Below are 24,251 nucleotides of genomic sequence, written 5' to 3'. Positions count from 1 at the left end.
CCGGAGAGACGGAGCGCTGGCCGCAGCTACGTCGCGCGCTCCAGAAGCTTCTTCGCCTTGCCCTCCATATCGAGCCGGGCGTCCTGCTGCGGCTTCGACCGGGCGACGGCGGTGATGCCCTGCACGAAGTCGAAAACGGTCTCGGGCGGGCGGCCTTCCTCGGCGAGGACTGTCTCGACGATCCTGGCCGTTTCCGCCTTGGAGAAGCCCCGCCTACGGAGGAAGTCGGTGCGATCGTCATCGTTGCGCGCGACGATCCGCTCGCGCGCTGCTCGAATGCCTTCGACGAAAGGTCGCGGCGAGGAATCTGCGAAGCGGGTCAGAGCTGGCGCCGCCTCGTGCGCGAAGCGATTGGCGGCGTATTTGGAATGCCGGATGCTGATTTCCTGGAAGTCCTCGACGCCCCAAAGATTGCGGTTCTGGCAGACGGCGCGCAGATAGAAACTGGCGATGCCGAGCGTCTTCGCGCCGACCTCCGAGTTCCAGCAATAGAAGCCCCGGAAATAGAGATCGGGAGATCCGTCGGGCAGCTTGCCCGCCTCGATCGGGTTCATGTCGTCGACCAGGAAGAGGAAGACGTCTCGGTCAGAGGCGTAGAGCGTGGTCGTATCCTTGGTGATGTCGACCATCGGGTTGTAGACGCCGCTCGACCAGTCGAGCGTGCCGGGCACTTTCCAGCGCGTATCGCCAGTTCCATTCCCCGCGATCTTCTGCACGGCCGCCACGAGTTCGTGGTCGTAGATGCGGCCATAATCCGGGCCGGTGACGGCGCGCAGTTCCGTGCGCCCGTCTTCGGTTTCCAGCGTCTTGATCTGCTCGGCGCGGTGCGAGGTGAGCCCGTATTGCAGGTTGATGCCCGCAAGCGGCGCCGGGAGCTGGCGCAGATAGGCAGCCGGCGCGCTGACCAGGCTGGCGAGCTGGCCGAAGCTCCAATGGGTCGGCGCGACCGGCGCCTCGGCGTCGGGCAGGATGAGCGCCAGGTTTTCCGGATCGTCGCGATGGGCTTCGACGCGGATCACCGCGCTCTCGACCGTCCGCGTGCGGCTGCGCTCGGCGCGGCCTTTCACCGAGGTGTAAAGCTCCGACAGGGACAGATAGCGCTCATCATCCGGCCGGGAAAACCATTCCGAGGAGACGCGGCCGATCCGCTCTCCGCGCGAGATATCAACTTTGTAGCCGCCGCTCGCGTCGCGCCGACCGTCCAGGGTTTCAAGGTTCGTCATGGGTCAATCTCCGTGGACGGGCCGGCCGGGAGACTCTCTCTCGACCTCCAAACCCGTCACGGCGAAAGCCGCCGAACTCTCACTCTCTCTTGCACCGACGAAAGCAGAGAATCTCAGCGTTGCGACACCGCCCCAACAAGAAGGTCGTTGGCAATATGTTGGCGTCCAGACGGCGCATTTGCATCGATATTCGGCACATATTTCCCTAAACTATTGCAAAATATGGCATGAAATTCATAGAATCTATTGACTCAACGCGGCGTAGAAACTACCTGAATTTCAGTGAAGGATGCAGAAGGCGGTGATGGATTGATGTCTGAAGACAGCGAGAAACGGGAGAAGTTTGTTCGGCTGGCCGAGGGGCGGACTCAGTCTGCGCTCGACGCCATTCGGAAACTTGGCAACCTCTCGAACCGCCGGGCTTACGAATACAATGATGCTGACGTGAAGAAGATCATCAAAGCGCTCCGAGATGCGACAGGCGAGATAGAGCGAAAGTTCGGATCGACTTCGGGCGATGGCGCAGACAAGTTCAAGCTGTAGGGGGCGCAATCCATGAAGGCTGAACCACTTAACATTCGCGACAAGCGATTTCTCATAAACCGGCTGATCGAACAGGCGCCCGTGAGCACGCTGGTTCGCGAGTTCTTCAAGAATGCCGACGAAAGCGCTGTTCTGGCGGAAACGGGGAATCGTCGTATCGAAATCTACCCCACGACGATTGATGGCGTACGCAAGCTGACCTTCTGGAACACGGGCGTGGGTATGGACGATAGAGAGTTGAAGCAAGCGACCGATCTATCATCTTCGATCAACAAAGAGATGGCGCTTGATGGCAATTTCGGGATTGGGGCGAAGGTCTCAGGTCTCACCATGTCGCGCGAAGGGATACGCTATCGGTCGTGCAAGAGTGGCATCGTCAACGAAGTCACCATCGGCTTCGATGCTGACGAAGGCACCTATGTCCGCTTCCCTGTCGAATTGCCTGACGGCAGCTCGGACACTGTCTATGACGTTACCGACGTGGCCCGTGAAGCGGGACAGGACACCGCGTTCGACTGGACGGAAGTCGTCCTGCTCGGTCAAAGCGAAGATCACGACACCGTAGCCGAGCCGCTGGGCAAAGGGAAAAGTCTGGACCGAAGCTTCATTCCGTCGGCGATCTTCCGGCGTTTTGCGCGTTTTGGAGAGGGAGTCGAAGTTCGCGTCGATGTCGCCATGACCAAAGGCGGCGGCAAAGGCGAGACAGGTCGTACGCGTCGATTGAAAACGCTGGAAGATGTGGTCGACGAGTTGCCCAACCATGAAAGGGTCGAAGCGCCCGGCGGGGAGGTCATTGTACACTATATCCACGACCCCAAGCATGAGCGGCACAGCCATTCGCTAAGTGCGCTCGCCAATCCGGCGACGAGTTCCACGACATTTTGCGCGCTGGTGCATAAAGGTGAGCGCTATGACATCAAGTCGAAGAAGGCTTGGTCGGCGGCAGCCCCGAACTTCGGTATTCCCTTCGGCTCGAAGGTCCTCACGATCGAAATCGAGCTTGCTGACAATGTCGCCATGCCAAATCAGTATCGTGATGGACTGACCTGGCCCGATGACCGGTCGCCGATGGTCGCTGAGGACTTCGATGCCTATGTGCGCGAGCTCATGCCCGAATGGGTCAGGGAGGTCATTCGTTCCGAGTCACCATCCTCCGACGACAATCTGGATGATCTCCAAACCGACCTTCAGAAACTCCTCGACGAGTTCCGTGTCCCCACGGCGACCCTTAGTCCCTCTCGTCGTCCGATGGCATCCCCGACTGAGGATACTGCTGAGGGCACCGATACGTCCGATCCCGTCGACCTCGATACGGATTTCCCGGAAACGGGCGACGAGCTAGATGAGAACGGGGACAAGCGCGACCCGAGCAAGAGCCAACGCGCCAAGCATAAGAAGGTGCGTAAGGCGCCGGATGGGGCAAAACTTTCCCGTTCCGCCCAGTCGTTGGAGCGCGTGCCGGAGATCAAGATCCTCACCGATCCCGAAGAAATCGCGGAGAAGAATCTGAAAGGCCGCGCGGGACGTTTTTACAAGGATGCCCAAACGCTGTTCGTGAACGGTTTGTACTCTGTCGTGGAACGTATGGCAGTCGAACTCGATGCCGAGCTACGGACGTCCGGCGAGCCGGAAGTAGTGCGCACTGCGATACTAAGGGCCTCTCGCAAGTTCATGGCCTTCCGAGTTGGGAAGGCCACCTGCTACGCCATCAGCAAACGACTCTCTGACGACTGGTCGAGCGACGATCTCGACCGTGCCACCTCGCCCGAATCTCTTTCGCTGGCTGCAGATGACTACAAGCAGAGCATATCTCAGGCCAAGCGCTATGCGAAGGAACTGATCAAGACGGCGGACGTCCCGGAAGAACATGTGGCCTGAATGCGATCTTGCCTGGAAACCCAATTGTCATGATCTGATGTGCGTCCATTCTGGAACGTGCATATGTTAGTGGCATGTCGAAACCGTCGGATGCAGATGGGGCGGATTCCACCCGTCAGAGAGACACTCCCATCCTTGCTGTCGGGATCAGAGCCCAAAGGTCGACTTCAATGTGTTGTCTTTCCTTTCACCGCTCTGCGCGATACAAAACCTCACACTATAAATGCTGAAGTGTGAGAATATATATCGATGCCCCAGACCCGCTCCCAACGCGAGATAGTCCGCGATCTCCTAGCGGCGCGTGGGATTCTACGCCTTGCGGAACTTAGGGACGCCGGTGTCACCGCCGCAACCGTCAGCCGCATGGAGAAGGATGGCGAGGTTATCCGCCTGGCGCGCGGGCTCTACCAGCTCCCTGACGCAGAGCTCGACGCAAACCACAGCCTTGCCGAAGCGGCCAAGCGTTTACCCAAGGGCGTGATCTGCCTCGTCTCGGCGCTCGCCTTTCATGGCCTCGCGGATCAGCTTCCCAAGAAGATATGGATGGCGATTGGCCGGAATGACTGGACGCCGAAGCCAAGCGACATGCAGATTCGTGTGCTGCGCTTCTCGGACGATCTGCTCATCGAAAGCGTCGAAACCCATGTGATCGAAGGCGTATCGGTAAAGGTGTTCGGCGTGGCGAAGACCGTCGCGGACTGCTTCCGCCATCGCGGCAAGATCAGTCTCGCCGTCGCGCTCGAGGGTCTCCAAGAGGCTCTGCGCCAACGCAAATCCACGCCGGCCGAGATCGCTAGGGCAGCGGACACAGGCGGGGTCGGCACGGTGATCCGCCCTTATCTGGAGGCACTGACCACCAATGGCTAAGGCTGGCGGATATGTCTTGCGTCTGACCCATGAGCGGCGCGATGTCTTTCATCATGCCGTGGATGAGTATGGCCGTTTCGCGGAAGCGGTGCCGTTGTTCGGCCACAGCCGCAATGCGCCTCTAGTCTGTTTCATTGTCGATCCGTCTGGCCGTGTCACGCATATCGGGCGGGGACGACGGGGGGTGAACGCGGGAACGCAGCAAAGCCGACTCAACATTGAGGAAATCCATTCGGTCGATGATGTTGTCTCCATTCAAAGCATTATCGGCGGCGTGCCAAATCGCAATCGGAAGGCCGTCGAACAGAGATTCCTTAGTGGCGGCTTGCTTTCGCCAAAGGCGTTCCAGGAAGCGATCGATGTTTTTGTCCGGCTCGCGCCAGGGGCTCGTAGCTTGGTCGATCGTTTCACAACATCGACCCGCCAGCGTCTTGAGCGGCTGAGCGAGCGGGCGCGAGATAGCCTTGCCTATCAGAAGGAAGCTTTGGCCGTTGCCCTGAGCCTCGCCGGGATCGACCGTGCGCCACTGGCTCAGTGGTCGTTGGAGGATGAGGCCCCCGGGTCATTCTTGGACGGGTTGCCGGAGGTTCGCATGCGCGAGGATCCGATGGTTATCCAAGATATGCGACAGGTGCCGGGCTACGATTACCTCCGAGAGATTCCCAATGCTGCCGCTGCCGTTTTCGCTGACGGTGACGACCGCCTTACCGTGATAATGGCCAATCGGCAGCCGCTCGAGGAGCAGACCGGGACTGATCTGATCTACTACAATGAACGGTTCAGGGCGTTCGTCATGGTTCAATACAAGGCCATGGAGGCGGATGACGATTTAGGTGCGATCTTTCGGTTCCCTGAGGCAAAACTCACCGATGAACTTCATCGAATGGACAGGTTTCTCAAGGAGTTGTCCAAGGTAAAAGCCGCCTCGGCACTGGATGATTTTCGCTTTAGCGACAACCCGTTCTTTTTGAAGTTTTGCCCACGAATTCAGTTCGAACCCGATAGCACAGGCCTGACGAAAGGAATGTATATCCCCCATGCCTATTGGAAGCTTCTTGAAAAAGACGACCGATTTAAGGGCCCGCGGGGCGGTCGCCGTCTAGCGTACTCGAATGTGGGTCGATACTTCGACAACACCTCATTCACAATGATGGTCAAGGGCGCATGGGTGGGGACAAACATTCCGCAATCCGAACTTTTGGAAAGGTGGATGCGTGATGTCGTGGCCGCTGGCCGCTCCATCACCTTTGCGGTCAAGCCCGACGATCCGGACCCCGATGGGGACGGTGCGTTAGTCGTGAATCCAAACTTGGATCTAGATGGCTTGGCTGTCGAACACGATAAAGAGCCCGAGCGGGTCCAAATTTCACGCGGGTGAGCCAACGGCCACGTCGCAGTCTTCCGCCTCGCTCCGGAAGCGGCCTCCGAAAAGACATCCTTGGGCTGGAAGTATGAGGTGCCGCCTACCGCAGATGAATACCGTACGCAGACACAAAAAGAGAGGCCGGACGCTTTAGTATTTTTCGAAGCTTGGATTGTAGAATCGATCAGCAAACTCACCCAAGATGGATCGAGATTCTCGCAAAGCGCGCAGTGCGCTCGCACTCGCGATTTCTGGAAGCGGCTTTCGGTCCTGCGCAATCGTTCCGATGACGCGCAGCAAAGTGGCGAATGACTCGCGGATCAGATCCAAGGTGTTTGGCTCACACCACAGATCGCCAAACTCGCGGCGGCGAACCTCGCCCTGCCAACGTGGATTTCGCGAGAACACGAGTGTTGTCTCCATTTTGAAAGAGACGCCATGTGCGATGTTGTGGCGGACAATGAAGCCGGATCGAGCAGCCTTGCACCAAGTCTCCAACATGCTCTGCACGTCATCACCTGCTGCGTTGCCGATATGTTGTTCAAGCATTGCGATCAACTCGCTGATCGGTTTTCCGTCTGTTTTCGGTCGGATGCCTTTGGGATCAACACCATCAAGGACCCAGATGGCGCGTTCAAGGTGGTATTCGATGTTCGCGGCAAAGACGATAATCGATGCCAGCTTCGGGGCGACGACCTGATCCAGGCCCAACGCAGCTTCGAGTTGTTCGGCTCGGCCAAATGCTTGCTTCATGAGGCGCTCCCCTGCTGCTCGGCTGGAGTGTCTTGGTCCGCGCGAGGTGACGGCCCTGTCGTGTTGACCTCTTCTCTCGGTAAGAAGCTTGGCCAGGTGTGCGGTTGCTGATGGAGTATGAGGTGTACGACCTTTTGCTCCAGGGCGCGTTCGAGTGCGCGTCCGAAATTGGTCATGTTGCTCACGACTGCGTCGCGTCTGATCGCGTGACGCCAATTGATCGTCGCACCTTGTGGGAGGTGCCAATGCAGGAGATGTGTCAGGGCCATGTGGCCGAACATCATGCCGTCATCATCGCCGGCAACGAAGCGAAGTTCGATATGCGTGTCGCTGTGTGATTGCTCCTCTGATAGATCCCATGTCGTGAAGAGCGTCGTCACATCTGGGTCTAGGTGCTCAGCTGGCCTGCCCCCGGAGATCATGAAACCAACCTCGTCGATCCTCATTTGCCATTGTTCGGTCACCGTGCCGTCGGTTTCTCGCCGGCTTACGAGTTCTTCCTTCCTGCAGCGGAAGCGCAGCCCCGCACCGGATGCGATCTTGTAAGAAACGTCTCCTGCCAAGATACCAAGCAGATTCTCCTTCATGGCGTCGCCGAACGTGATGTTGAAGTTCTTCTTAGCTTTGGTGAGATGTTTGACTTCGAACAGCACCCAGATGCCATGAAGCTTCCAGGCGATAAGCAAGGGCATGTTGACGAGCTGGGCGTAGGCGTGGAGACGGTCGAGATAGCGCGGCGTGAAGGAGAGCTTCGGTTTCGTCTTTGATTTCACCTCTATGAGGACGGGGCCGCCATGCTCGAACTCCGCCAATAGGTCTGGAACTTGATATAAAAAGCGAGAGGCCACGGGCGCTTGATGCTGGTCAAGTTTGTGAACGAGGCGGGCTCGTCCGAGCCAGCTGCAGATGGCTGTGAACTCGTCCTCTGCTGGTAGGCCTTGGTCGAGCTGCCTGACCTTGTTCGCGATTGTCTTCGGATCCTCATCCCAACCGAGCTCGGAAAGGACCTCCTGAATCAACCGATCGCTATCGTCTGTCCCTGACATCGGCGCGCCTTGGATTGTATGCTAAAGTCCGCGCTAAACGCGGAGTTATCTATATCAAGCTTGCTTGCATTCCAATATCATATTAAAAACTCGGCTGGTAGAGCGGATTTTGAGATATGATACCTGAGCGCACCACCTCCTTGGCGGCCTATGTTGAAGAACTGGCGTCAAGTGGACGCATCAGCTTCACCCGCGAGGATGCAATGGAAGCCCTGGGTGTAAGCCATGGGGCGTTCCTCGATGCGGCCGCACGCCTCAAGAAGCGTGGTCATGTCGTCGTGCCGCGTCGAGGTTTCTACGTGATCACGCCCACGCGCTATCTGAAGTGGGGTGCGCCACCGCCGAGCTGGTACATCGATGCCATGATGAAGGATGCAGAGAGGCCTTACTACGTGGCGCTTCTGAAGGCTGCAGAAGTCCATGGGGCGTCACACCAGGCAGTGATGGAGTTCCAAGTCGTAACCGATCGACAGTGGAAACCCATTCGGGCCGGGCGTTCCAAGCTCGCCTTTTATTTCCGCAAAGACATGGAAAGCATTGAGCAGGGTATCGAGCAAAGAAAGACCGATACAGGTTCGATGCGCGTGTCATCACCGGCTTTGACCGCCTTGGACCTTGTGCGCTATCCACAAGCCAGCGGAGGCATCAGTCATGCGGCAGGTGTTCTTAACGAACTCGCCGCCCAAATTGACCCAGAACGCCTCGACGCGTTGGCGCCGAAGTTTGAGCGGTCTGTCGTTCAGCGCCTCGGATACATTCTCGAACACCTTGGACAAGAGGAGATAGCATCCAGTTTGGAGAGGCATCTCCGTAACGGCAATGTGCCGTGGGTCGAACTCGAACCTGGAGAAGCAAGCGTAATCGCGTCCAGCGACGAACGAGAACGCAGCTCACGCTGGCACGTCATTGTCCGCCGGCCAATTGAGGTCGATGAACAATGATCCCCGAGACGAACATCACCGCCTGGAGTCTGACGGCGCCCTGGGCTGAGCCGAGGCAGGTTGAGCAAGATTTGATCATCTCGCGAGCGCTCGTGGAGATTTTCAATCACGATCTCCTAGGATCTGAGCTGAGGTTCCGAGGTGGTACGGCCCTCAACAAAGTGATCTTTCCGGAACCGCTACGGTATTCCGAAGACATTGATCTCGTTCGGACGACCGCAGGGCCTATCGGCCCCATTCTTGATGCTATGCGAGAGGTGCTGGAACCTTGGTTAGGGCAAGCGAATTTTGCGTCGAGCCAAGTTGCTCCGAAGTTACGCTTTCGTGTGCCGGCCGAGGATGATCCCGAAGCGCAGATTCGTCTGAAGGTCGAGATCAACATTTCAGAGATCGAAGCCTTCGATCCACCGGCTTCAATCCCATATGCCGTTGAGAACCCGTGGTTCAAGGGAAGTACGACCATAGCGTCCTTCTCCGCGGAAGAGCTTCTGGCGACGAAGCTACGTGCCTTGCTGCAACGCGATAAAGGACGCGATCTTTTCGATCTCGATCATGCGCTCAATGCGCTTCCCGATTTGGACATCGAACGGGTCGTCGCGCTTTTTGTGCGCTATCTTGATCAGCAAGGTCAGGCCATCTCCCGGGCTGAAGCAGAACAGCGGATGCTCGCGAAATTCGCGCGACCAGACCTTTTAGGAGATATCCGCGCACTACTCACCCCCGATCGCGCCGACGCACTTGATGCCTCTGCCGGACGCGCCGCATTCATCAGGGTGTTCACAGATGTGATCGAGCGGATTCCTGGTCAGAGGTGGGCGCGTACCGACGAAGTCTCGCATCAACTAAGTCTCTCTGAAATCGCCGAGAGATCGTCGTGAGCACGCATTCATCAATACGACAGACACTCGATAGACCCTATCGGGATGCGAGTGGCAGTAACGCGACGAACGTTTACGCACATAAAAATATGTGGCAAGATACATTAAAATATGTGGCTGAGAATGATATGCCATACGCCGATTTTCTTGTAGAGCTGGGCAAAGCGGGACTGAGCGTTCGCGCGTTCGCCGAGCTTGTCGGTATGAATCCGAATTCGATCTCCAACTATGCGCGTAATGGCGAACTTCCCACACACCTTGCATTGATTGCGGTCCTGATCACAGGGATGAGCGAGCTGGGCGGCGACTATCGCCAGGCTATGTCGAAGGTGGCGCTAACACCGAAGAAGGTTCGCGGCGGTGCCCGGAAAGGCCACTTTGGCGGTGATCGTCAGAGCAGCTTGGATCTCGTCCCATGACCGGAGCCTGCGCCCTTCTGTTCGCTCGACGCACCGCTGATGTGAGGTGCTGTCATGGCTGACCTTCAAAGCAATGCTTCAGCCTTTGGTGCCGATCCCAGATCGTTGCACCTATTCGATAGCGAAAGTCCGGATCTGCTGCCCTATGCCACGCTGCTGACGGCCCGGCGCGCCGGCGACGAAGATTTGGGCATCGTGCGTGCGGTGTACGAGTGGCAAGGGGCACCGCTGATATTTCTTATCGATGCTGACTCAGTCACTGATGAGAGCCAGTTGCATCGCATCAGACGCTTGCTCGCTATGCGCGGTGATGCGCCCTATCTCGGGCTTGTCTCGCCCGGACAACTTCACGTCTATCGACTTGCGCTTGATCGTAAATCCCCGGCGGAGGCTCGCGTCGAGTGGGGGGACGGCGGCGATGAATCAACCGCATTTGCCCGTCTCGGCAACATTCGTCCCCATGCCGCAATCGGCAAGCGGGATTGGATTTCGAACGTTGTCCTCAATCTTCTTACTGGATCAATCGACAAACTGATCAAGGCTGGCGGCGTGTCAGATGAGGACGCCATCTCACTTGTCGGCCGCGCGCTGTTTACGCGGTTCCTTGCAGATCGCGACTTGTTACCCAAGAGCATGGCGGCCCAAACGGTCACACCCAGCCTGTTCGACAATCGTGCGTCTGCAGAAAAGACATCGGCTTGGCTCGACAGAACCTTTAATGGAGATCTTCTGCCACTGTCCGATGATATTTTTTCGCATCTGCCGGATAATGCGTACCAAGTTCTTGGCGACGTCTTGCGGCGCGCGCCGGACAGCCAACTCTTTCTAGGATGGGAAGAGAAGTGGGACAATCTTGATTTCTCACACATTCCGGTGGGGGTTCTTAGTCAGGCATACGAGCTCTATCTACGCAATCACGCCCCAGCCCGGCAGCGTCGTGAAGGTGGATACTACACCCCTCGATCAATAGCCGACCTCCTCGTTCGTGCTTCATTCAGAGCTCTAGAACGGCAGGAGGTAACTCATCTGGCCCGTGTTCTCGATCCAGCAGCTGGGGCGGGCGTTTTCCTCCTTACTGCATTCCGTGAGCTGGTCGCGGAGCGCTGGCGCATTGAAGGGCAAAGACCAGACACTAGCGCTCTTCGTTCGATACTAGACGGCCAAATTGTAGGTTTCGATATCAACGAAGCAGCGCTGAGGTTCGCTGCCTTGGGCTTGTACCTGATGTCGATCGAACTCGACCCAAATCCACGGCCCGTCGACAAATTGCGGTTCAAAAATCTGCGCGGCAAAGTACTGCATCGCATCTCGGCTGAAAGTGAGGTGGCAGGTGCACGGCTTGGAAGCCTTGGTCCACTGGTTGGTGACGAGCATGGCGGATGCTACGACTTGGTGGTCGGAAATCCGCCATGGGCGAGTGGCACGAAACTACCCGATTGGCATTTGGTTTGTGAGACGGTTGCACGGATTGCCGCTGAACGCGGCATCACAGAAGCTCCTCCGTTACCGAACGAAGTCCTCGATATTCCGTTCATTTGGCGAGCCATGGAATGGGCCAAGCCAGGTGGCCAGATTACCTTTGCGCTGCATGCCAGGCTACTATTCCAACAGGGCGATGGCATGGGGGAAGCCCGTCAAGCCTTATTCGATGCACTCGATATTTCGTCGGTCATCAATGGCGTCGAGCTGCGCCAGACCAAAGTCTGGCCCGAAATTTCAGCACCCTTCTGTCTATTATTCGCAACCAATCGGAAACCGGAAAACAGTGCTGGCTTTCGACTAGTCAGCCCACGTATTGAATCGTCACTAAATGAGTCCGGCATTATGCGTATCGATGCATCGAATGCAGAAGTGATTCCGGCGCGCGAGCTTCGCGAGACGCCTGAGATTCTTAAGATATTATTTCGAGGAACGAAGGCCGATCTCGGAATTATTGAGAGGATACGCAGCAAACTACATCCGACGCTGGATACCTTCTGGCGGGAGGCGATTGGGTCTACCGATCGCGGATATCTCAAAGGAAGTGGCAACGGATATCAGAAGCTAAGGCCAAGCAGCCGTATACGTAAGACCGGTGACGGCTTGCCCGGCGTCGATGCGCGCTATTTGCATGGGCTACCGGAAATCACTGCGGCGACGTTTACGGACGTTTCTGTTGATCCGGCGGAGCTAGATTTGTTTTCGCAAGAGAGAATTCATGACCCTCGATCACGTGAGTTATTTGTCGGCCCTCTCCTTGTGGTCCATAAATCACCTCCCGCGATTAGTGGTCGCATTGGCTTAGCCGTCTCCGAAAAGGACGCCGTCTTTAACGAGACCTTTTACGGCTACAGTCCAGGTGACTTTGCAGATCCGCGCGGCCTGACGTCCTATTTGGCCCTCGTCATAGGGAGCAAGCTTGCTGTTTGGTTTGCTCTGATGACTAGTGGTGAATTCGGTTTTGAACGAGAGGTGGTCGAAAAAGCGACGTTAGATCGCATTCCCTTGCCAGATTTTAGAAAATTCAATCGGAAGAAAATAGCTGAGATCGAAAAACTCTACGAAGGTTTGCGCACAGACAATGTAACCTGGCAAGAGGTCGATGAGTGGGTTGTAAATTTGTACGGCCTTGGACGGCGTGACCTGCAAGTGATCTCTGACACCTTGGAGTTCAATTTGCCCTTTGCGCAAAACAAAAGCGATGCCCAAGCTATGCCATCGCGGCAAGAGCAGGTGCGCTTCTGCGAGGTTTTAGCCGAGGAACTCACCCCTTGGAGCAAGCGACTAGGCTCTGAGTTGCATGTTCACTCACTAGATCATTCGACTGCCTTGCCTTGGTATGGGTTGGAGGTGCGGACATCAGAGAGCGAGCTAGACCCCACTTCAAACAGTGACTGGAAAGGTCTCCTGCGTGCTGCAGACGACGCTGCGGCATCCGAGATTTTGGTGCATAGCCGATCGGGAACCTTGCTTATCGGACGGCTTTCCCAGCGGCGATACTGGAGCGAAACTCAAGCCCGTCTACTCGCCCAGCGCATTGTCTGGTCTCACGTGGATTTCCTGCAAGGGACGGCGAAGGGATGAGTTTACCTGCGATCCGGCCGCGTCCTGACCAGATAGCCGAGCTGACACGCGGACTCGAACTCCCGCTCCCGAAACTATCAGCTGTTCACCTTGAAATTATCGCAGAAGGGCTTCTTCACGCTTTCAGTCAGGTTCGCGCCTCTTCCCCCACTATAGTGATGTCTGGAAGCGAAGCGGAAGTTACCGCGCTGCTTGAGGCGCGCCTCAACGGCATGGTTGAGGAGGATCCGCTCTGGCGCCAGCTAGTTTTGTGCGTTGCTCGTGGGAAGGAAAGCGTCAGCTACGACGGTTCGCACCTTGAGAAAAGGCCCGACCTCTCGATTTACCTGTCGGGTAAACACCGTGGATTCCCGCTCGTGGTGGAAGCCAAGATCATCGATGCTGCAAACTCAAAAACGGAAACCCTATACTGTGACAATGGTCTTCGTCGGTTCGTCGATGGCGAATATGCATGGGGTAATCGCGAAGCATATATGATTGCCTATGTTCGCGACGGTTCGTCGATTGGTGCCAAGCTGACGCCCTTCCTCTCCAACGCGATGGCACAATCTCCGCCAGGCTATCTCATCGAAGATCTGCCTGCTGCCATAGGGGCGGGAAAGATGGACTTGGCACATTCGCGCCATGGACGCAATTTCATCTATTGCGGTTCGTCAGCGTTGGCGGCGCAACCTGGTCCGATCTCTGTCTGGCATCTTTGGTTGCTATGAGATGAGAAAGTTGATCGCAGACACGCCAACTCCAACTGCGCGATCATGCTGGCTGCCATATTTGACAGTGAATGCTGTGCTAACTGCCAAATATGCCATTTAGCGCGACATGACTTCGTCGGTGGGGCTCACTTCTGCTGGCCTTGATGCTGTTAGCATTGAAGCGATAGCGCTTCTCCGGGATTGCCGATCCAATGTGTAGGTGTTCCGCCTGAACTCCACGCCTTCCAGCAGTGCTTTCACATAGCCGGACACGGTGTCTGCCGCCATGATCAGTGTAGAATCGAGTGTGTGGACGTATTTGCTCGTGACTGATCCCTTGGCATGACCGATCAGCGCGGCAATCGTGATCTCGGTGAAGCCCAGATCGTTCGCGATGCTCGCGAAACTGTGCCGGAGCACGTGAGGTGTGACGTCCCAGAGCGGTGTGTCCTTGAACAGCTTCTTCCAGCTCTGCGGGAAGTTTCCGACCACGTTGTCGATGCCCTGGCCGGGAAAGACGTAGGTGCCGGTTCTCTGAGGCCGCTCCTCCTCTAGATACTCCACGACGGGGAGCCCAACCGGACGAACCGAGGAGCCTTCCTTGCTGTCGATCAACCGCAGGCAGCTCCCTTCGAGATCGACCTCGCTCCATTTGAGATTGACGATTTCGCCGCGCCGGCAGCCCGTCACCGCGATCAGCCGGAGGATCTCGGCATGTATCCTGTAGCGGTCGCTTCCCTGCGCCTCCCTGAGAATGCTGCCTAGAACCCGATACTCGGCTTCGCTGAGCCGGCGGTCGCGGACCTGATATTTCGGTTTGCGGAGGCCATGCGTGGGATTGTGCTCGATCACCCCAGCCTCGACTGCGTATGAGAAGATGCCGCCAAGCAGACCCATCGTTCGGATCGCGGTTCCGCGGCCGCCGCGGACGATGGCCTTGCCGCGGAGCTTTTCGGTCTTCACGGTCACGCGCGTCTTGCCGGCAATGATGTCCTTCATCAGATTGTTCATGTCCGGCTTGGTGATGTCCCGCACACGTCGTGCCCCGAGAAGAGGAATGATGTGCCTGCGGATACGGCCGACATCGGTGGCGATGGTGGTGTCCTTCTTTGGCCGGCCGCCTTTTCCCAGGATGAGGCCAGCTTCCATGTCGGCGATATACTGCTCGCAGAGCTGCTTGATGGTCAGCGCCTTGCGATCTTCCTCGCGTTCTTCAGCAGGATCGCCGCCATGCGCGACATGTCCGAGCAGGGCCTTGGCTTCGCGGCGCGCGGTCTCGGGCGTCCAGGCGCCATGAAGGCCAATCGTGTAGCGACGTGAACGGCCACGAGAGCGGTACTGGACGATGTAGCTGCGCTTGCCCGAGGGATAGACACGAAGACCGAAGCCCGGCAGTTCGTCATCCCAGATGACGTGACCTTTGCTCTGCGGCTCGGCGGTCTCTACGAACCGTTTGGTCAGTTTGGTCATGCTCCCGTCCCTCGGAAGCCCCGATTTCGAGTAAGCACCACGCAAGCACGCGGGCGGAAATCAAGGCGTATTCTCGGATAGAGACTTCGGAGAGCGGATTCTGAAAATCAATAATTTTCAGGTGGTTATCGTGCTCTGGCGTGCCCTATCGTGCAATTCGGATAGGCCCTTAGACCAGCTCCGAAGGCAGAGGTCAGAGGTTCGAATCCTCTTGGGTGCGCCATTTTACAATCACCCCCATCGAGACCGCCTAACACCTTGAACGGTAAGGCTAAATCTGGGGTTCGAAGTCCATTTTTCCGATCATACGTAATACCTGCTGGAAACACCATTTTCAGCACCAATTTGCGCACCGCTAAAGTGCCATTTGTCCATATTTCATAGGGGTTTGCGAGGAATTGGCAGGCGAGTTCGAACATCTCCTCGAAGGTGTGCGGTTTTTGGCCTACACGATTGGTCTGTTCCCGAAGCAATAGCTTATCTTTTTCGAATCCTTCGATCTTGGCCTCGTACGCCGCGATCACGCGTGAAGAGTTTGAATCAACGATCCGGTCAAGGAGTTGATCGATCTTCTTGTCGAGTTCCTTGATACGCGCCTGGGCTTCTTTCGCGCGTGACTGCTCTTGATCGACACGACCATCCCAGAGGTCTTTCAGCATCGCTCTCGCAAGCTCAAACAGGCTCTTGGCAGGCGTAACGCTTGCGAGCGCCGCTTCGACCTCCCCTTCGATCGCATCGCGTCTGATAGACTTTCTATGGCTCTCGCAGTCGCGGTTATAGCAGAGATAGTACGGATGCTTTGTTCCGGTCTTGCTCGTGGACCACGCCGCCGTCAGAGGGTGATCGCAATCACCGCACAGCGCGGCCCCGCGTAGCGGAAAGTCTTCGCGCATGTCTTTGCGGATAATTTGTCGGTCAGGGTTCGCCAGGCGCTTTTGAATTCTCTCGAAGGTCGAGACAGAGACCAATCCATCATGACGGCCTTCACGCATCGCAATTCCCCACTTCGGAATTGAGATCAGACCGGCATAGAGCGGCTGAGTGAGGAGATCGTTCACACGCTGATTGCGCATAAATCCGCCCGGCAAATCTTTCGGGAAAAGAGGCTGAGCTTCGAGGTAGCGCTTCACCTCCGCTTGCGTCCCGAAACGGCCAGATGCGAAGCCCTCAAGAGCTTCCTGAACGATTGAGGCGAGAGGCTCGTCGCGAACCAAAACCTTGCCTTCGTTGGAGCGCTCGAAGCGATAGCCTTTAGGCGCTGCAAACACCCAGTAACCGTTCATCGCGCGAGCGCGCATGCGGTTCGTCGTTTGCTCTGCGTTCTTTTGTCTTTGATGTTGCGACACCGAGGCCAGAAGGTTTTCCACCAGCACCGAATCTGAGTCCTCTCCAAATTCGATCGATGGGCTTTCCAACCGGCCTCCCGCGCCACCGATTGCCGTTCTCAATCGAATATGCGCGTCCAGCCCCCGTGCGAGACGCGACACATCATCGATGATAACAACCGGGTTTTCTGCATGGTGTTCTTTGAGCCAGTCCAGCATCTCCATCATGCCAGGGCGATCAGCTACGCCGCCGCTCATATCATCTGTGAAGACCTGCTCTACGCGATAGCCCTTGTAGCCAGCATATTCCCGGCAACGTGTTTCTTGGCTTCCAAGGCCATCGCCGCGCGTCGTCTGTTTGACGTTCGACACCCGGCAATAGATCACTGCGATTCCGCCGGTTTCGCTCTTCTTGTTCGTTAGATTCATCATGGTGTGCTCTCCGGCGTTTCGAGCTGCTTGCGCGGTTTGTCCTCGCGTTCAGCCTCTTGGTTTTCTTTATCAGCCATTGCCAGAGTCGGCCCATCGATTCCGAAGCCAGCATCCACGAACAGAACCATAAGGTCCCAAACAGTTCGCATGAGCGTAAGCTTCTGCGTCTCGGTGAGGTCGAGTTGTGCAATGTGGTGAGCGTACGCTTCAGGATCGAAACGAACCTTGCGAGCCTCCTGATTAAAACCGTCAACGGTTGACGATTGCAGGATGTTCTTGTGATCGTCTGGCATCCTGAACTCCTTTCTTGTGTCTCACGCACGCGAAGGGGGCTCTATTTTTATTATGCCGTATACGGATTAAAAAGTCCAGCATTTTCAGGGCTTTCAGCCCTTTTTGTGCATAACTTATCCGGCATAAAAGCACCGTTTCGCAATGTTCGAACTCAAAATGCGGTGCTTATTGCGATGCGACAATTACCTGTCCCGATCAGAGGAAGAAGAGTCGGTTAATCCTCTGAGATTAAATAATATTTTCTATGGCAAACCGTTACATCGCCCGCTCAAAACTGAGCAATGAACAGGTCGAAGCGCTCCTTTGGGCGGTTTGCTCAAACTTTTCTGTGCCGATTGCTAGTGAGAATGCGGGTATTTCTGAGCGATCAGCCGCTGAAACCATGCGCAAATTGCGTGACATGATTGCTCGCTCTGGCACGCTATTTCATCAAATTGGCCTACCGCTTGACTGGCCTGACGATGGCGATCCGCTTTGGCAGCGCCTTCACACCTGCGTATTCGACTGTCCGTCTGAAATCAGAGAGTCGTTCGAAGGGGTCGATGGTCCAGGAACAGCCCTTCTCGGCAACAGACGCCTTTGTTCAGCGTGCGAGTTCCTTCCGCTCGTCCAGCCGCGCCCGATGTTGCTCCGCACACTCCGGCATCTCAGAACAGAGCAACGCGGCCTTCCTACAGGAAGCTTCAAATCGGTGTTTCTCACGGCGTTGGTTTATGACCGTTTCCGCGACATTGAACTCGACCGTGCCCTCAAAGACGATGAAGCTATGAAGCGATTGGGATCGACCCGGCGCAATCATATGACGATGATGTTCGAGGCGTGTAAGCAAACGCTACGAAAAGCCTGAACGCCTCCTGTCAGCCGAGGCATCCGAGCCTGGGCAAAACCGTCCTCCGCTTTGAGATAACCGCATCCGTGGCGACTGGCAGGCCCACTGCAACCGACCTTCCGCACCAGTGACCGTGAAGGCAGTTGCAGCGAGCCTTTATTCCAGTCGCCCGAGCCTCCTGCGTTCAAAGCTAAGGAGGACAATATGCCCAACATCTATCATGCTACGCCCTACGACATTTCAGCGGTGGGCTTCTATTTCAAAACGCTCAATGAGTACCGCGAAAAAGCATCGCGACATCGCAACGAGTACGGCGATCCCGTCGAAGAATATGAGATTCAGTTCATTGATGGCGACAATTACGAGCTGTTCAAAGCAATCGGCGTGAACCAAGCAAATCTGCCGCTGTGGTTCGATCAATTTGAAGACCTCGACGAAGACGAGGCCGCCCGCGCCATATACCTCGCTGGATACGAATGTATCGCGCCGGAAGAGATCATCGATCGCCTGGACGAAGTGATGCTCTTTGAAGGCACGCTTCTCGAATTCGCCGAGGATTACGTCGAGAGCACCGGGCTTCTTGACCAGCTACCGGAAAGCCTGCGCTACTATTTCGATGTCGAGGCCTTTGCCCGCGACATGCGCCTGGGCGGTGAAGTCACCGAACTGGAACTCGGCAATCGTCAATGGATCGTCCAGCTATAAGCTGGACGTGACATCGCTCCTATACCGCGATTGTCTATTGAAGGATTTTACACCGGCTTTCGATGGCACCGGACAGCGCATCAATGAGCACTTGCGGAAATGATTTCGGCAGCGCGCGAATTGTTTTTTCAAGGGCAGGTGCGGCGTCATCCAAAATTTCTTGAATGACTTCCTGTATGGCCTCTCTGGACAAACCGGACTCTAAGCCGGTTTCTTGAATATGGTGAGCGCGTATATCAGTGATTTTATAGTGACGCGACTTTCCCCATTTCATCGCCAGTTTGTAATCCTTACGGCGAATGCGGTTCGCGGCATATTCCGGCTCTGCTGTCAGGACATCGTAAAGCGGCGACATACGGAACCGTCCGCCGGGAAGAATATTGATGCTGAAATTCTTCGCATGGCCATCCGTGGCACCAATCAGCCAAAAAAGGATGTTCGCTTTGAAGAAGTCGCGCTGATCTTTGTTCGGCTCGTCGCTGGCGCGTAGCAATTCCATGATCGCGGGGATGCCCGGCCCGCCGACATTTTCGTATTTCTGCGTAGGCGGGACTGACAACGCCTGGCAACAATCCTCCTGCGGCAAGCGTATCAGGCGCTTATTGCGCGTCCAAAGACGATCGAAGCGCTCCACGACAAGCGCTTTTTGTTTGGCAAATGTTTGTATCTCTGCCTTGGCAACCCGCAGTCCGAAATTTTCCATCAGCTTCAGGCATACGAACTCGTTCTCGACACTATTGGATAAATCCATGCCGTTGGGCAGCTTGCCAATCTGCGGCTTGATAATGTGTGTTGTTGGCGTTGTGCCAACAGGTTCCATCCATTGCCCTTCATGGAAGAGAAGCGCTGTTTTCTCCTGCGCCCCAGCAATCGAAATCCTGAAGTCATTTTCTGGTCGGATGCCAAGAGGACTAACGTCCAGGTTTTTAAGCAAATTGCCTATCTGTACATCCGTCAGGGGACGGCCTTCGATTTTTTCAGAAGGCGTGGCATCCGCACCCTCTGGAACGAATTGCAGGGCTCCCACACAATCTCTCCCGATTGCCGAGAGCATGCTGTAAGCGTCCGTGCCTTGCGCACCCGTGCGTTCGGCAACACGGCGTAGAATGGCTTCATTGTCCGGCAAGAGGTTTTCAAATACGGCGAGAACAGTGCCGCCTGTGTAGCGATCTTGTGTCAGCGGCAGTGACAGAGAAATGGGCATGCTCGCATCCCAATCGAGCCACTCCCTGGCATATTGAAAATTGATCGCGCCGCCCTTTTGACGTTCCATCTGTCCAACAAGCCGATTGTTGAGAAAGATATTGAGCGGTATGTAACTTCGACGCCGCCCCATCAGAACATATCCTCAAAATCGTCTGTTGATCCTTTCGAGCGTTCTTGCCCTGTAATCTCCAGATCAAGGGCGGCCAGAATCTCGAAGATTGTCTCCAGCTTTGAGCCCGCATGTCCATTCTCAATCTTGGAAATGGTTTCCTGCCAGACCCCACTACGAACGGCGAGCTGGCTTTGGGTCATCCCCGCCTGCTTACGTACATGGCGGATCAGTTGACCAAAATCTTTTGGAGAACGAATTATTTTTTGCATGGCGACTCCTTTATCAGAATTATGATCTAAAACTCATAAAATGTCAATATGATCTTTAGGACATAAAACTTAATTATGATCCAATCATCATAAAAACAAAATATGATAAATGGATCATAAGACTGTGACTTGAGGCCCATGCTGCCAGGTCGCCCCGCTCTCTGCCGGGCGACCCAATTCGAAAGAGCAGTTAAAGCCGTGGCAGACGGCTGAGCCGATTTCGACCCGCTAGCTCGTTTATGACGATATGCAGATTATGCGCAATCGCTTGAGCAAGCTCTGAACCGCATTCGCTGTTTGCAAGCTCTTCAGCGAGCAATTGATGCAGCGCTCGAAGCTGCGCTATCGGCATGCGGGCAGCTTCCGCCTTTGAAATGATTTGAAGAGACATCGCGTCGCTCCTTTACGTTTGTAATTGCGGCGACCGAACCGTTCGAGCACCTCGCCTGTCCCGCCACACAATTTTCAGGCAATGGGTGTCGATCGGTTCGGTTCAGCGCCGCGTATCCGTAAAGGCTGCGATGCTATGAGGATTTAGGTTTCACAGGCTTACTGGCCTTCGCTTGACGAAACCACCAGTGTTTTCGAGCGATGATTGGATAGTTGTTCTCCACGAAGAGAATCTGCAAATCGCGATGAAGCGTCATCATCTCATCTGCATATGCCAGCGGACGCTGCACATCGTCATACGAGATAGTTTTCGAATGGCCCGTAGTGGACGAGCTACTTGGGTAAGACGTGGTTGCTGATGAGGACGATCCGAAGCTGATGGAACGCTTTTTCATCGTCGTCATGCCGGTCAAATGTTCGGCGTATTTCGCCGTCTCATAGTCGCGGCTTCCAAAATACTGAAACACGCCCGCATTGCTGACGAATGTCTGCCAGCCCTTATCGCCGTAGAGGCGCATGAGCTGGGAGAGGTCTTGCGTAACCGCCCAGAGCTGCACACCGAGGCCCGCCATCGTCCCGAAGGCCGTCTCAATAATCTTCAGCCTTTCGAGGGCTGCAAACTCATCCAGAATCACGCGCACCGGCTCAGTGTCCGACTTCGCAGGGGTGCGGGTCAGATCGATCATGGCGCTTGAGATCATCAACCGAAGCCAGCGGTTGAACGTCGAGAGACGATCGAGCGGCAGAACCAGATAAATCGTCGTCGGCGCATCGGCGGTTTTGAGATCGGAGAACTTGAAGTCTGACTTGGCCAGGCTGTCACGGATTTTCGGGCTATCGAGAAAATGCGTGTTTGATTGCGCCGAGGAGATCACACCAGAGCGTTCCTTCTCCGCCTTTTGAGCAATTCGGAAAGCGGCGGCGCTCACCAGCGGATGAGGCGAGACCGCCATCCGCATCAAAATCTCATCCATCGTGCCAGGAAGATTCTCATCTTCCGTATCCGCAGCCGGAGGCAGCGACAGGATATCCCGGACCCGGCCAAGCGTTCGGTTGCCCTCTTCTTCGGGAGCAACGACGACATAGAGTATGAAACCAGCAATCAGCGCTTTGGCCTCGTCACTCCAAAATGGCTCCTTGTCGGTTGAGACAACGAGCGCATCCGCGAGTTGCATCGCATCCGATCCAAGGTCTGGATCATCTGCGCGAAGAGCGCCCAAAGGATTGAAATGGGCATGGAAGCCCGCATCGGCCCCAGGGCCAAACTTGTCAGCTTCTTGAGCAATGCCCCAAGGGTCTACAATTTTGATATTGTGACCCATCGCAGCACGTTTTGCCGCCGTGCGCCGCGCATTCTCGCCTTTGGGGTCAATGACGAGAATGGAGCTTTTCGACCGGAGAAGGTTCGGAATGATGGCGGCAGCGCCTTTACCCGTACGCGTTGGCGCGACCGTCAAAGCGTGCATGTCGCCTCGATAGACGAGTGGGATGCCTTTTTCTTGCTCTTTGCCGAGGAAAAGACCGTCTCCCTTATCCATTGAACCAATCAGATCGGCATCTGTGATGTCATCGAACGTCGCCCACCGTGACGAACCAAAGATGTCCGGGATTTCCGTAGGCGGTCTGATGACGAGAAGAAACTTCGCCGCCAGGGCAATGCCCGCGCTAAAGCCAGTGATAAAGGCCAGCATCGACGCCATGGATGTTGTCGATGCAGAATCGCTTGTGTCTCCGATGAGCACGAGCAACGCGCACAAAACAACGAGCGCCACCCATCCATGCTTGTGAACAACCCAACGCCAAAAGGCTAGGATTGCGACCAATCCAACCCCGAGCACAAATCCGCCCATGAGGCTGCTCAAGGTGAGGCCGCGCATTGGATTCATAGAAGCGCCAAGATCACCGCCGCCGATTGGCATGCCATAGGCATCATATTGGATTTGATTGCCGCCGCTTTCTTCGCCGCTGAAACCAAAGCTCACGACGGCCACCGTGACGGCCACACCGAAGACAGCGATCGCGCCCCAGCCAAGCCATTTGAGAAATGGTTTGGGATCAGGTTTAACCTTCGATTTCGTCTCAGGTGACGATTTTGAGGGCGGCTTGCTCCTCAAAAACTTCTCAACCTTCCGCCTTGGGCTTGGCTCTCTGGAAAGCGCAGTGTCAGCTAAGTCTTGAATGCTGTCCCATAGAGAGCGGAACCACGAAACTATTGGGTCCATCGTTTGGGCACTCCTCTTACGTTGAAAAACTGTCAACGTGTGTGAGTGCCGTTTATTATCGAAAGTTAAGCCAATCGCCCGTTTTGCGAAATTAACCGCCAATGCCCGCAGATTTTTTCACTAACGGTCGCGTTCTCGATCTTGCTCTTTGCCGCGTTGCAAAAGAGCCCTCATACGATCGCGTGCAGCTTCATCGCGTTCGGGCGCGGCATACTTTGGAGCTGGCCGGATTGTTTCCCCGCCCAGGCTCAACGAAGGTGGTCTGGGACGCGGCTTTTCCAGTTCGGGAAGTTCGGCTTCCTCTTCCTGCTGAGCCTCGTCCTCAAGCTCTTGTGCAATGCGGTGAATGTCAGAGTTCCGGCGGTCCGGGACACCCGATCGCCGGTCATTGAGCCCTTCGAGCGCTTTCAAAAGGTCGCTCGACGGCTCCTCTTTTGGAGCGTCCGAAGCCTTCTCTCCGAAGGCATTTTTCGCCGCTCCTTTGTTCCGGGCGTGTTTCTCATCCCAGCTATCAGACACATCGCACTCCACGTCTCGATGGGAATCGACGTAGCACGGAAATCGTCAAAAGTGCAGTAAAGCCGGGTGTTTCGCGGTTTTCACCCGATTTGGACGCGTTTTTTGACGCGCAAGGTGTGCGTTGTACTACAACGCCGACCTTGCCAAAGGGGCTGCTGCGCCCCCTGTTGGATACCCCAAGCCTTGGCACTGACCAGGTATTGAACCTACTCAGCACCATCCAATCGTATCGCCGATTGATCCCTCATCAGAGGTGGAGAATGACCTCTCCCCTCCGACACCTCCCCATGTCCGAACAGCCTGCCGTTCGATCGCAGATCAAGGGAGCCTCCAAGCTCCCCCGATACCCCCATGGCCATGTCATGGAGACGATGTCATCGAGACCAACCGTGCGCCGTTTGGATGCCGCCAGCGTGCCGCCGCTGGACTACTCGCAGGTGAGATTTCTGCTCTCCCTGCACCCATCGATCAAAGGGCCTGTTGTCTTCTGAAACTGCCGTCGAAGTTGCTCAAAATCTGAACAGCGCAAAATTCCTATTATCTTACCAAGGACACTAGGTCGGCATGATCGGCATGTGCCAAGCCATAGGCATCCCGAAACTTATTATAGAATTTGAGCAAGATATCATCGATGTCCTGATCGCTCCACGTTCGTTGCGTGGTAGATTGAATAATGGAAGATTTCCGCGCTCGTGGTGCATGTCTTAAGCTGTTGCTAGGTCATAAACTCATAAACGGGATTCCGTTTTTGGCCGAAGCCTGATTCAACCTTCGCGAGGAGGATATGGATCATGGGCCGTCGCCGCTACGAG

22 protein-coding genes are annotated in these 24,251 nt (G+C 55.8%); 11 read left to right on the top strand and 11 right to left on the bottom strand.

All coding sequences use genetic code 11. The annotated features are described in order from the left end of the window. Positions 1-26: 26 nt before the first annotated feature. The gene (locus PKE71_RS06205; RefSeq protein WP_065382763.1) at positions 27-1,223 is read right to left on the bottom strand and encodes a DUF932 domain-containing protein; all 1,197 of its coding nucleotides are present in this window, start codon (positions 1,221-1,223) and stop codon (positions 27-29) included. 312 nt (positions 1,224-1,535) lie between these two features. On the opposite strand from PKE71_RS06205, the gene PKE71_RS06200 reads away from it, so the two are divergent. The 4 genes from PKE71_RS06200 (at position 1,536) to PKE71_RS06185 (ending at position 5,889) form a co-directional block, all read left to right on the top strand. Next, on the top strand, positions 1,536-1,766 hold the full coding sequence (locus PKE71_RS06200) for a hypothetical protein (RefSeq protein WP_065382766.1): 231 nt from the start codon (positions 1,536-1,538) through the stop codon (positions 1,764-1,766). Positions 1,767-1,778: 12 nt separating this feature from the next. Further along, a complete protein-coding gene (locus PKE71_RS06195) occupies positions 1,779-3,644 on the top strand; it encodes a hypothetical protein (protein WP_065382764.1) in 1,866 nt (621 codons plus the stop codon). Positions 3,645-3,893: 249 nt separating this feature from the next. Further along, positions 3,894-4,511: a type IV toxin-antitoxin system AbiEi family antitoxin domain-containing protein gene (locus tag PKE71_RS06190; RefSeq protein WP_065382765.1), complete on the top strand. Its 618-nt coding sequence runs from the start codon at positions 3,894-3,896 to the stop codon at positions 4,509-4,511. A gap of 16 nt (positions 4,512-4,527) precedes the next feature. Further along, complete coding sequence (locus PKE71_RS06185) at positions 4,528-5,889, top strand: hypothetical protein (RefSeq protein ID WP_271186093.1); 1,362 nt, start codon at positions 4,528-4,530, stop codon at positions 5,887-5,889. Between the two features lie 135 nt (positions 5,890-6,024). Here the strand turns inward: PKE71_RS06185 and PKE71_RS06180 are convergent, their stop codons facing one another. Together PKE71_RS06180 and PKE71_RS06175 are read right to left on the bottom strand one after the other, a co-directional pair. Continuing rightward, complete coding sequence (locus tag PKE71_RS06180) at positions 6,025-6,627, bottom strand: hypothetical protein (RefSeq protein WP_271186092.1); 603 nt, start codon at positions 6,625-6,627, stop codon at positions 6,025-6,027. Beyond that, positions 6,624-7,673 (bottom strand): restriction endonuclease, encoded by a 1,050-nt coding sequence (locus PKE71_RS06175; RefSeq protein ID WP_271186091.1) that lies wholly within the window; start codon positions 7,671-7,673, stop codon positions 6,624-6,626. Before PKE71_RS06175 ends, PKE71_RS06180 begins: the two co-directional genes overlap by 4 nt. 116 nt (positions 7,674-7,789) lie before the next feature. Between PKE71_RS06175 and PKE71_RS06170 the strand changes: the two genes are divergently transcribed. The 5 genes from PKE71_RS06170 to PKE71_RS06150 all read left to right on the top strand — a co-directional run bounded on the left by PKE71_RS06170 (position 7,790) and on the right by PKE71_RS06150 (position 13,684). Next, positions 7,790-8,614, top strand: a complete 825-nt coding sequence (locus PKE71_RS06170; protein ID WP_065383219.1) for a type IV toxin-antitoxin system AbiEi family antitoxin domain-containing protein — start codon at positions 7,790-7,792, stop codon at positions 8,612-8,614. Continuing rightward, positions 8,611-9,492, top strand: a complete 882-nt coding sequence (locus PKE71_RS06165; protein ID WP_271186090.1) for a nucleotidyl transferase AbiEii/AbiGii toxin family protein — start codon at positions 8,611-8,613, stop codon at positions 9,490-9,492. Before PKE71_RS06170 ends, PKE71_RS06165 begins: the two co-directional genes overlap by 4 nt. Before the next feature lie 128 nt (positions 9,493-9,620). Beyond that, positions 9,621-9,911 (top strand): hypothetical protein, encoded by a 291-nt coding sequence (locus PKE71_RS06160; protein ID WP_271186089.1) that lies wholly within the window; start codon positions 9,621-9,623, stop codon positions 9,909-9,911. A 54-nt stretch (positions 9,912-9,965) separates the two neighbouring features. Next, the gene (locus tag PKE71_RS06155; RefSeq protein WP_271186088.1) at positions 9,966-12,974 is read left to right on the top strand and encodes an HsdM family class I SAM-dependent methyltransferase; all 3,009 of its coding nucleotides are present in this window, start codon (positions 9,966-9,968) and stop codon (positions 12,972-12,974) included. After that, entirely contained in the window at positions 12,971-13,684 is a 714-nt protein-coding gene (locus PKE71_RS06150) for a hypothetical protein (protein WP_271186087.1), read from the top strand. The genes PKE71_RS06155 and PKE71_RS06150 overlap by 4 nt, the downstream gene beginning before the upstream one ends. Positions 13,685-13,783: 99 nt before the next feature. Here the strand turns inward: PKE71_RS06150 and PKE71_RS06145 are convergent, their stop codons facing one another. The 3 genes from PKE71_RS06145 to PKE71_RS06135 form a co-directional block, all read right to left on the bottom strand. Continuing rightward, positions 13,784-15,136 carry a tyrosine-type recombinase/integrase gene (locus tag PKE71_RS06145; protein WP_271186086.1) on the bottom strand — a complete coding sequence of 451 codons (1,353 nt, stop codon included), beginning with the start codon at positions 15,134-15,136 and terminating at the stop codon, positions 13,784-13,786. A 125-nt stretch (positions 15,137-15,261) separates the two neighbouring features. Further along, positions 15,262-16,893, bottom strand: a complete 1,632-nt coding sequence (locus PKE71_RS06140) for a recombinase family protein (protein WP_271186085.1) — start codon at positions 16,891-16,893, stop codon at positions 15,262-15,264. Beyond that, the gene (locus PKE71_RS06135; protein ID WP_271186084.1) at positions 16,890-17,186 is read right to left on the bottom strand and encodes a hypothetical protein; all 297 of its coding nucleotides are present in this window, start codon (positions 17,184-17,186) and stop codon (positions 16,890-16,892) included. The genes PKE71_RS06140 and PKE71_RS06135 overlap by 4 nt, the downstream gene beginning before the upstream one ends. A 245-nt stretch (positions 17,187-17,431) precedes the next feature. Between PKE71_RS06135 and PKE71_RS06130 the strand changes: the two genes are divergently transcribed. Together PKE71_RS06130 and PKE71_RS06125 are read left to right on the top strand one after the other, a co-directional pair. Further along, a complete protein-coding gene (locus PKE71_RS06130; RefSeq protein WP_271186083.1) occupies positions 17,432-18,034 on the top strand; it encodes a hypothetical protein in 603 nt (200 codons plus the stop codon). A gap of 186 nt (positions 18,035-18,220) precedes the next feature. Further along, the gene (locus PKE71_RS06125) at positions 18,221-18,721 is read left to right on the top strand and encodes an antirestriction protein ArdA (protein WP_271186082.1); all 501 of its coding nucleotides are present in this window, start codon (positions 18,221-18,223) and stop codon (positions 18,719-18,721) included. Positions 18,722-18,755: 34 nt separating this feature from the next. On the opposite strand, the gene PKE71_RS06120 is transcribed toward PKE71_RS06125, so the two are convergent. The 5 genes from PKE71_RS06120 to PKE71_RS06100 all read right to left on the bottom strand — a co-directional run bounded on the left by PKE71_RS06120 (position 18,756) and on the right by PKE71_RS06100 (position 23,439). Continuing rightward, positions 18,756-20,057 carry a type II toxin-antitoxin system HipA family toxin gene (locus PKE71_RS06120; protein ID WP_271186081.1) on the bottom strand — a complete coding sequence of 434 codons (1,302 nt, stop codon included), beginning with the start codon at positions 20,055-20,057 and terminating at the stop codon, positions 18,756-18,758. Next, positions 20,057-20,308, bottom strand: coding sequence for a helix-turn-helix domain-containing protein (locus tag PKE71_RS06115; RefSeq protein WP_271186080.1), 252 nt, complete (start codon positions 20,306-20,308; stop codon positions 20,057-20,059). Before PKE71_RS06115 ends, PKE71_RS06120 begins: the two co-directional genes overlap by 1 nt. Positions 20,309-20,498: 190 nt before the next feature. After that, a complete protein-coding gene (locus PKE71_RS06110; RefSeq protein WP_271186079.1) occupies positions 20,499-20,699 on the bottom strand; it encodes a hypothetical protein in 201 nt (66 codons plus the stop codon). 133 nt (positions 20,700-20,832) lie between these two features. Continuing rightward, complete coding sequence (locus PKE71_RS06105) at positions 20,833-22,920, bottom strand: type IV secretory system conjugative DNA transfer family protein (protein WP_271186078.1); 2,088 nt, start codon at positions 22,918-22,920, stop codon at positions 20,833-20,835. Positions 22,921-23,040: 120 nt separating this feature from the next. After that, positions 23,041-23,439, bottom strand: coding sequence for a hypothetical protein (locus tag PKE71_RS06100; RefSeq protein WP_271186077.1), 399 nt, complete (start codon positions 23,437-23,439; stop codon positions 23,041-23,043). Positions 23,440-24,251: the final 812 nt, after the last annotated feature.

Origin of the sequence: Maricaulis virginensis, from assembly GCF_027922185.1 — a bacterium.
GTDB classification, from domain to species: domain Bacteria; phylum Pseudomonadota; class Alphaproteobacteria; order Caulobacterales; family Maricaulaceae; genus Maricaulis; species Maricaulis virginensis.
Note: the sequence above shows the minus strand (reverse complement) of the source record. Positions and strands in the feature narration are given on the sequence as shown.

Excerpts from the sequence above, each read along its gene's own strand:
- PKE71_RS06165 (WP_271186090.1), top strand. The coding sequence starts at position 8,611 with ATGATCCCCGAGACGAACATCACCGCCTGGAGTCTGACGGCGCCCTGG.
- PKE71_RS06190 (WP_065382765.1), top strand. The coding sequence starts at position 3,894 with ATGCCCCAGACCCGCTCCCAACGCGAGATAGTCCGCGATCTCCTAGCG.
- PKE71_RS06170 (WP_065383219.1), top strand. The coding sequence starts at position 7,790 with ATGATACCTGAGCGCACCACCTCCTTGGCGGCCTATGTTGAAGAACTG.
- PKE71_RS06140 (WP_271186085.1), bottom strand. The coding sequence starts at position 16,893 with ATGATGAATCTAACGAACAAGAAGAGCGAAACCGGCGGAATCGCAGTG.
- PKE71_RS06180 (WP_271186092.1), bottom strand. The coding sequence starts at position 6,627 with ATGAAGCAAGCATTTGGCCGAGCCGAACAACTCGAAGCTGCGTTGGGC.
- PKE71_RS06155 (WP_271186088.1), top strand. The coding sequence starts at position 9,966 with ATGGCTGACCTTCAAAGCAATGCTTCAGCCTTTGGTGCCGATCCCAGA.
- PKE71_RS06105 (WP_271186078.1), bottom strand. The coding sequence starts at position 22,920 with ATGGACCCAATAGTTTCGTGGTTCCGCTCTCTATGGGACAGCATTCAA.
- PKE71_RS06130 (WP_271186083.1), top strand. The coding sequence starts at position 17,432 with ATGGCAAACCGTTACATCGCCCGCTCAAAACTGAGCAATGAACAGGTC.
- PKE71_RS06205 (WP_065382763.1), bottom strand. The coding sequence starts at position 1,223 with ATGACGAACCTTGAAACCCTGGACGGTCGGCGCGACGCGAGCGGCGGC.
- PKE71_RS06195 (WP_065382764.1), top strand. The coding sequence starts at position 1,779 with ATGAAGGCTGAACCACTTAACATTCGCGACAAGCGATTTCTCATAAAC.
- PKE71_RS06145 (WP_271186086.1), bottom strand. The coding sequence starts at position 15,136 with ATGACCAAACTGACCAAACGGTTCGTAGAGACCGCCGAGCCGCAGAGC.
- PKE71_RS06175 (WP_271186091.1), bottom strand. The coding sequence starts at position 7,673 with ATGTCAGGGACAGACGATAGCGATCGGTTGATTCAGGAGGTCCTTTCC.
- PKE71_RS06135 (WP_271186084.1), bottom strand. The coding sequence starts at position 17,186 with ATGCCAGACGATCACAAGAACATCCTGCAATCGTCAACCGTTGACGGT.
- PKE71_RS06120 (WP_271186081.1), bottom strand. The coding sequence starts at position 20,057 with ATGGGGCGGCGTCGAAGTTACATACCGCTCAATATCTTTCTCAACAAT.
- PKE71_RS06110 (WP_271186079.1), bottom strand. The coding sequence starts at position 20,699 with ATGTCTCTTCAAATCATTTCAAAGGCGGAAGCTGCCCGCATGCCGATA.
- PKE71_RS06115 (WP_271186080.1), bottom strand. The coding sequence starts at position 20,308 with ATGCAAAAAATAATTCGTTCTCCAAAAGATTTTGGTCAACTGATCCGC.
- PKE71_RS06160 (WP_271186089.1), top strand. The coding sequence starts at position 9,621 with ATGCCATACGCCGATTTTCTTGTAGAGCTGGGCAAAGCGGGACTGAGC.
- PKE71_RS06200 (WP_065382766.1), top strand. The coding sequence starts at position 1,536 with ATGTCTGAAGACAGCGAGAAACGGGAGAAGTTTGTTCGGCTGGCCGAG.
- PKE71_RS06125 (WP_271186082.1), top strand. The coding sequence starts at position 18,221 with ATGCCCAACATCTATCATGCTACGCCCTACGACATTTCAGCGGTGGGC.
- PKE71_RS06150 (WP_271186087.1), top strand. The coding sequence starts at position 12,971 with ATGAGTTTACCTGCGATCCGGCCGCGTCCTGACCAGATAGCCGAGCTG.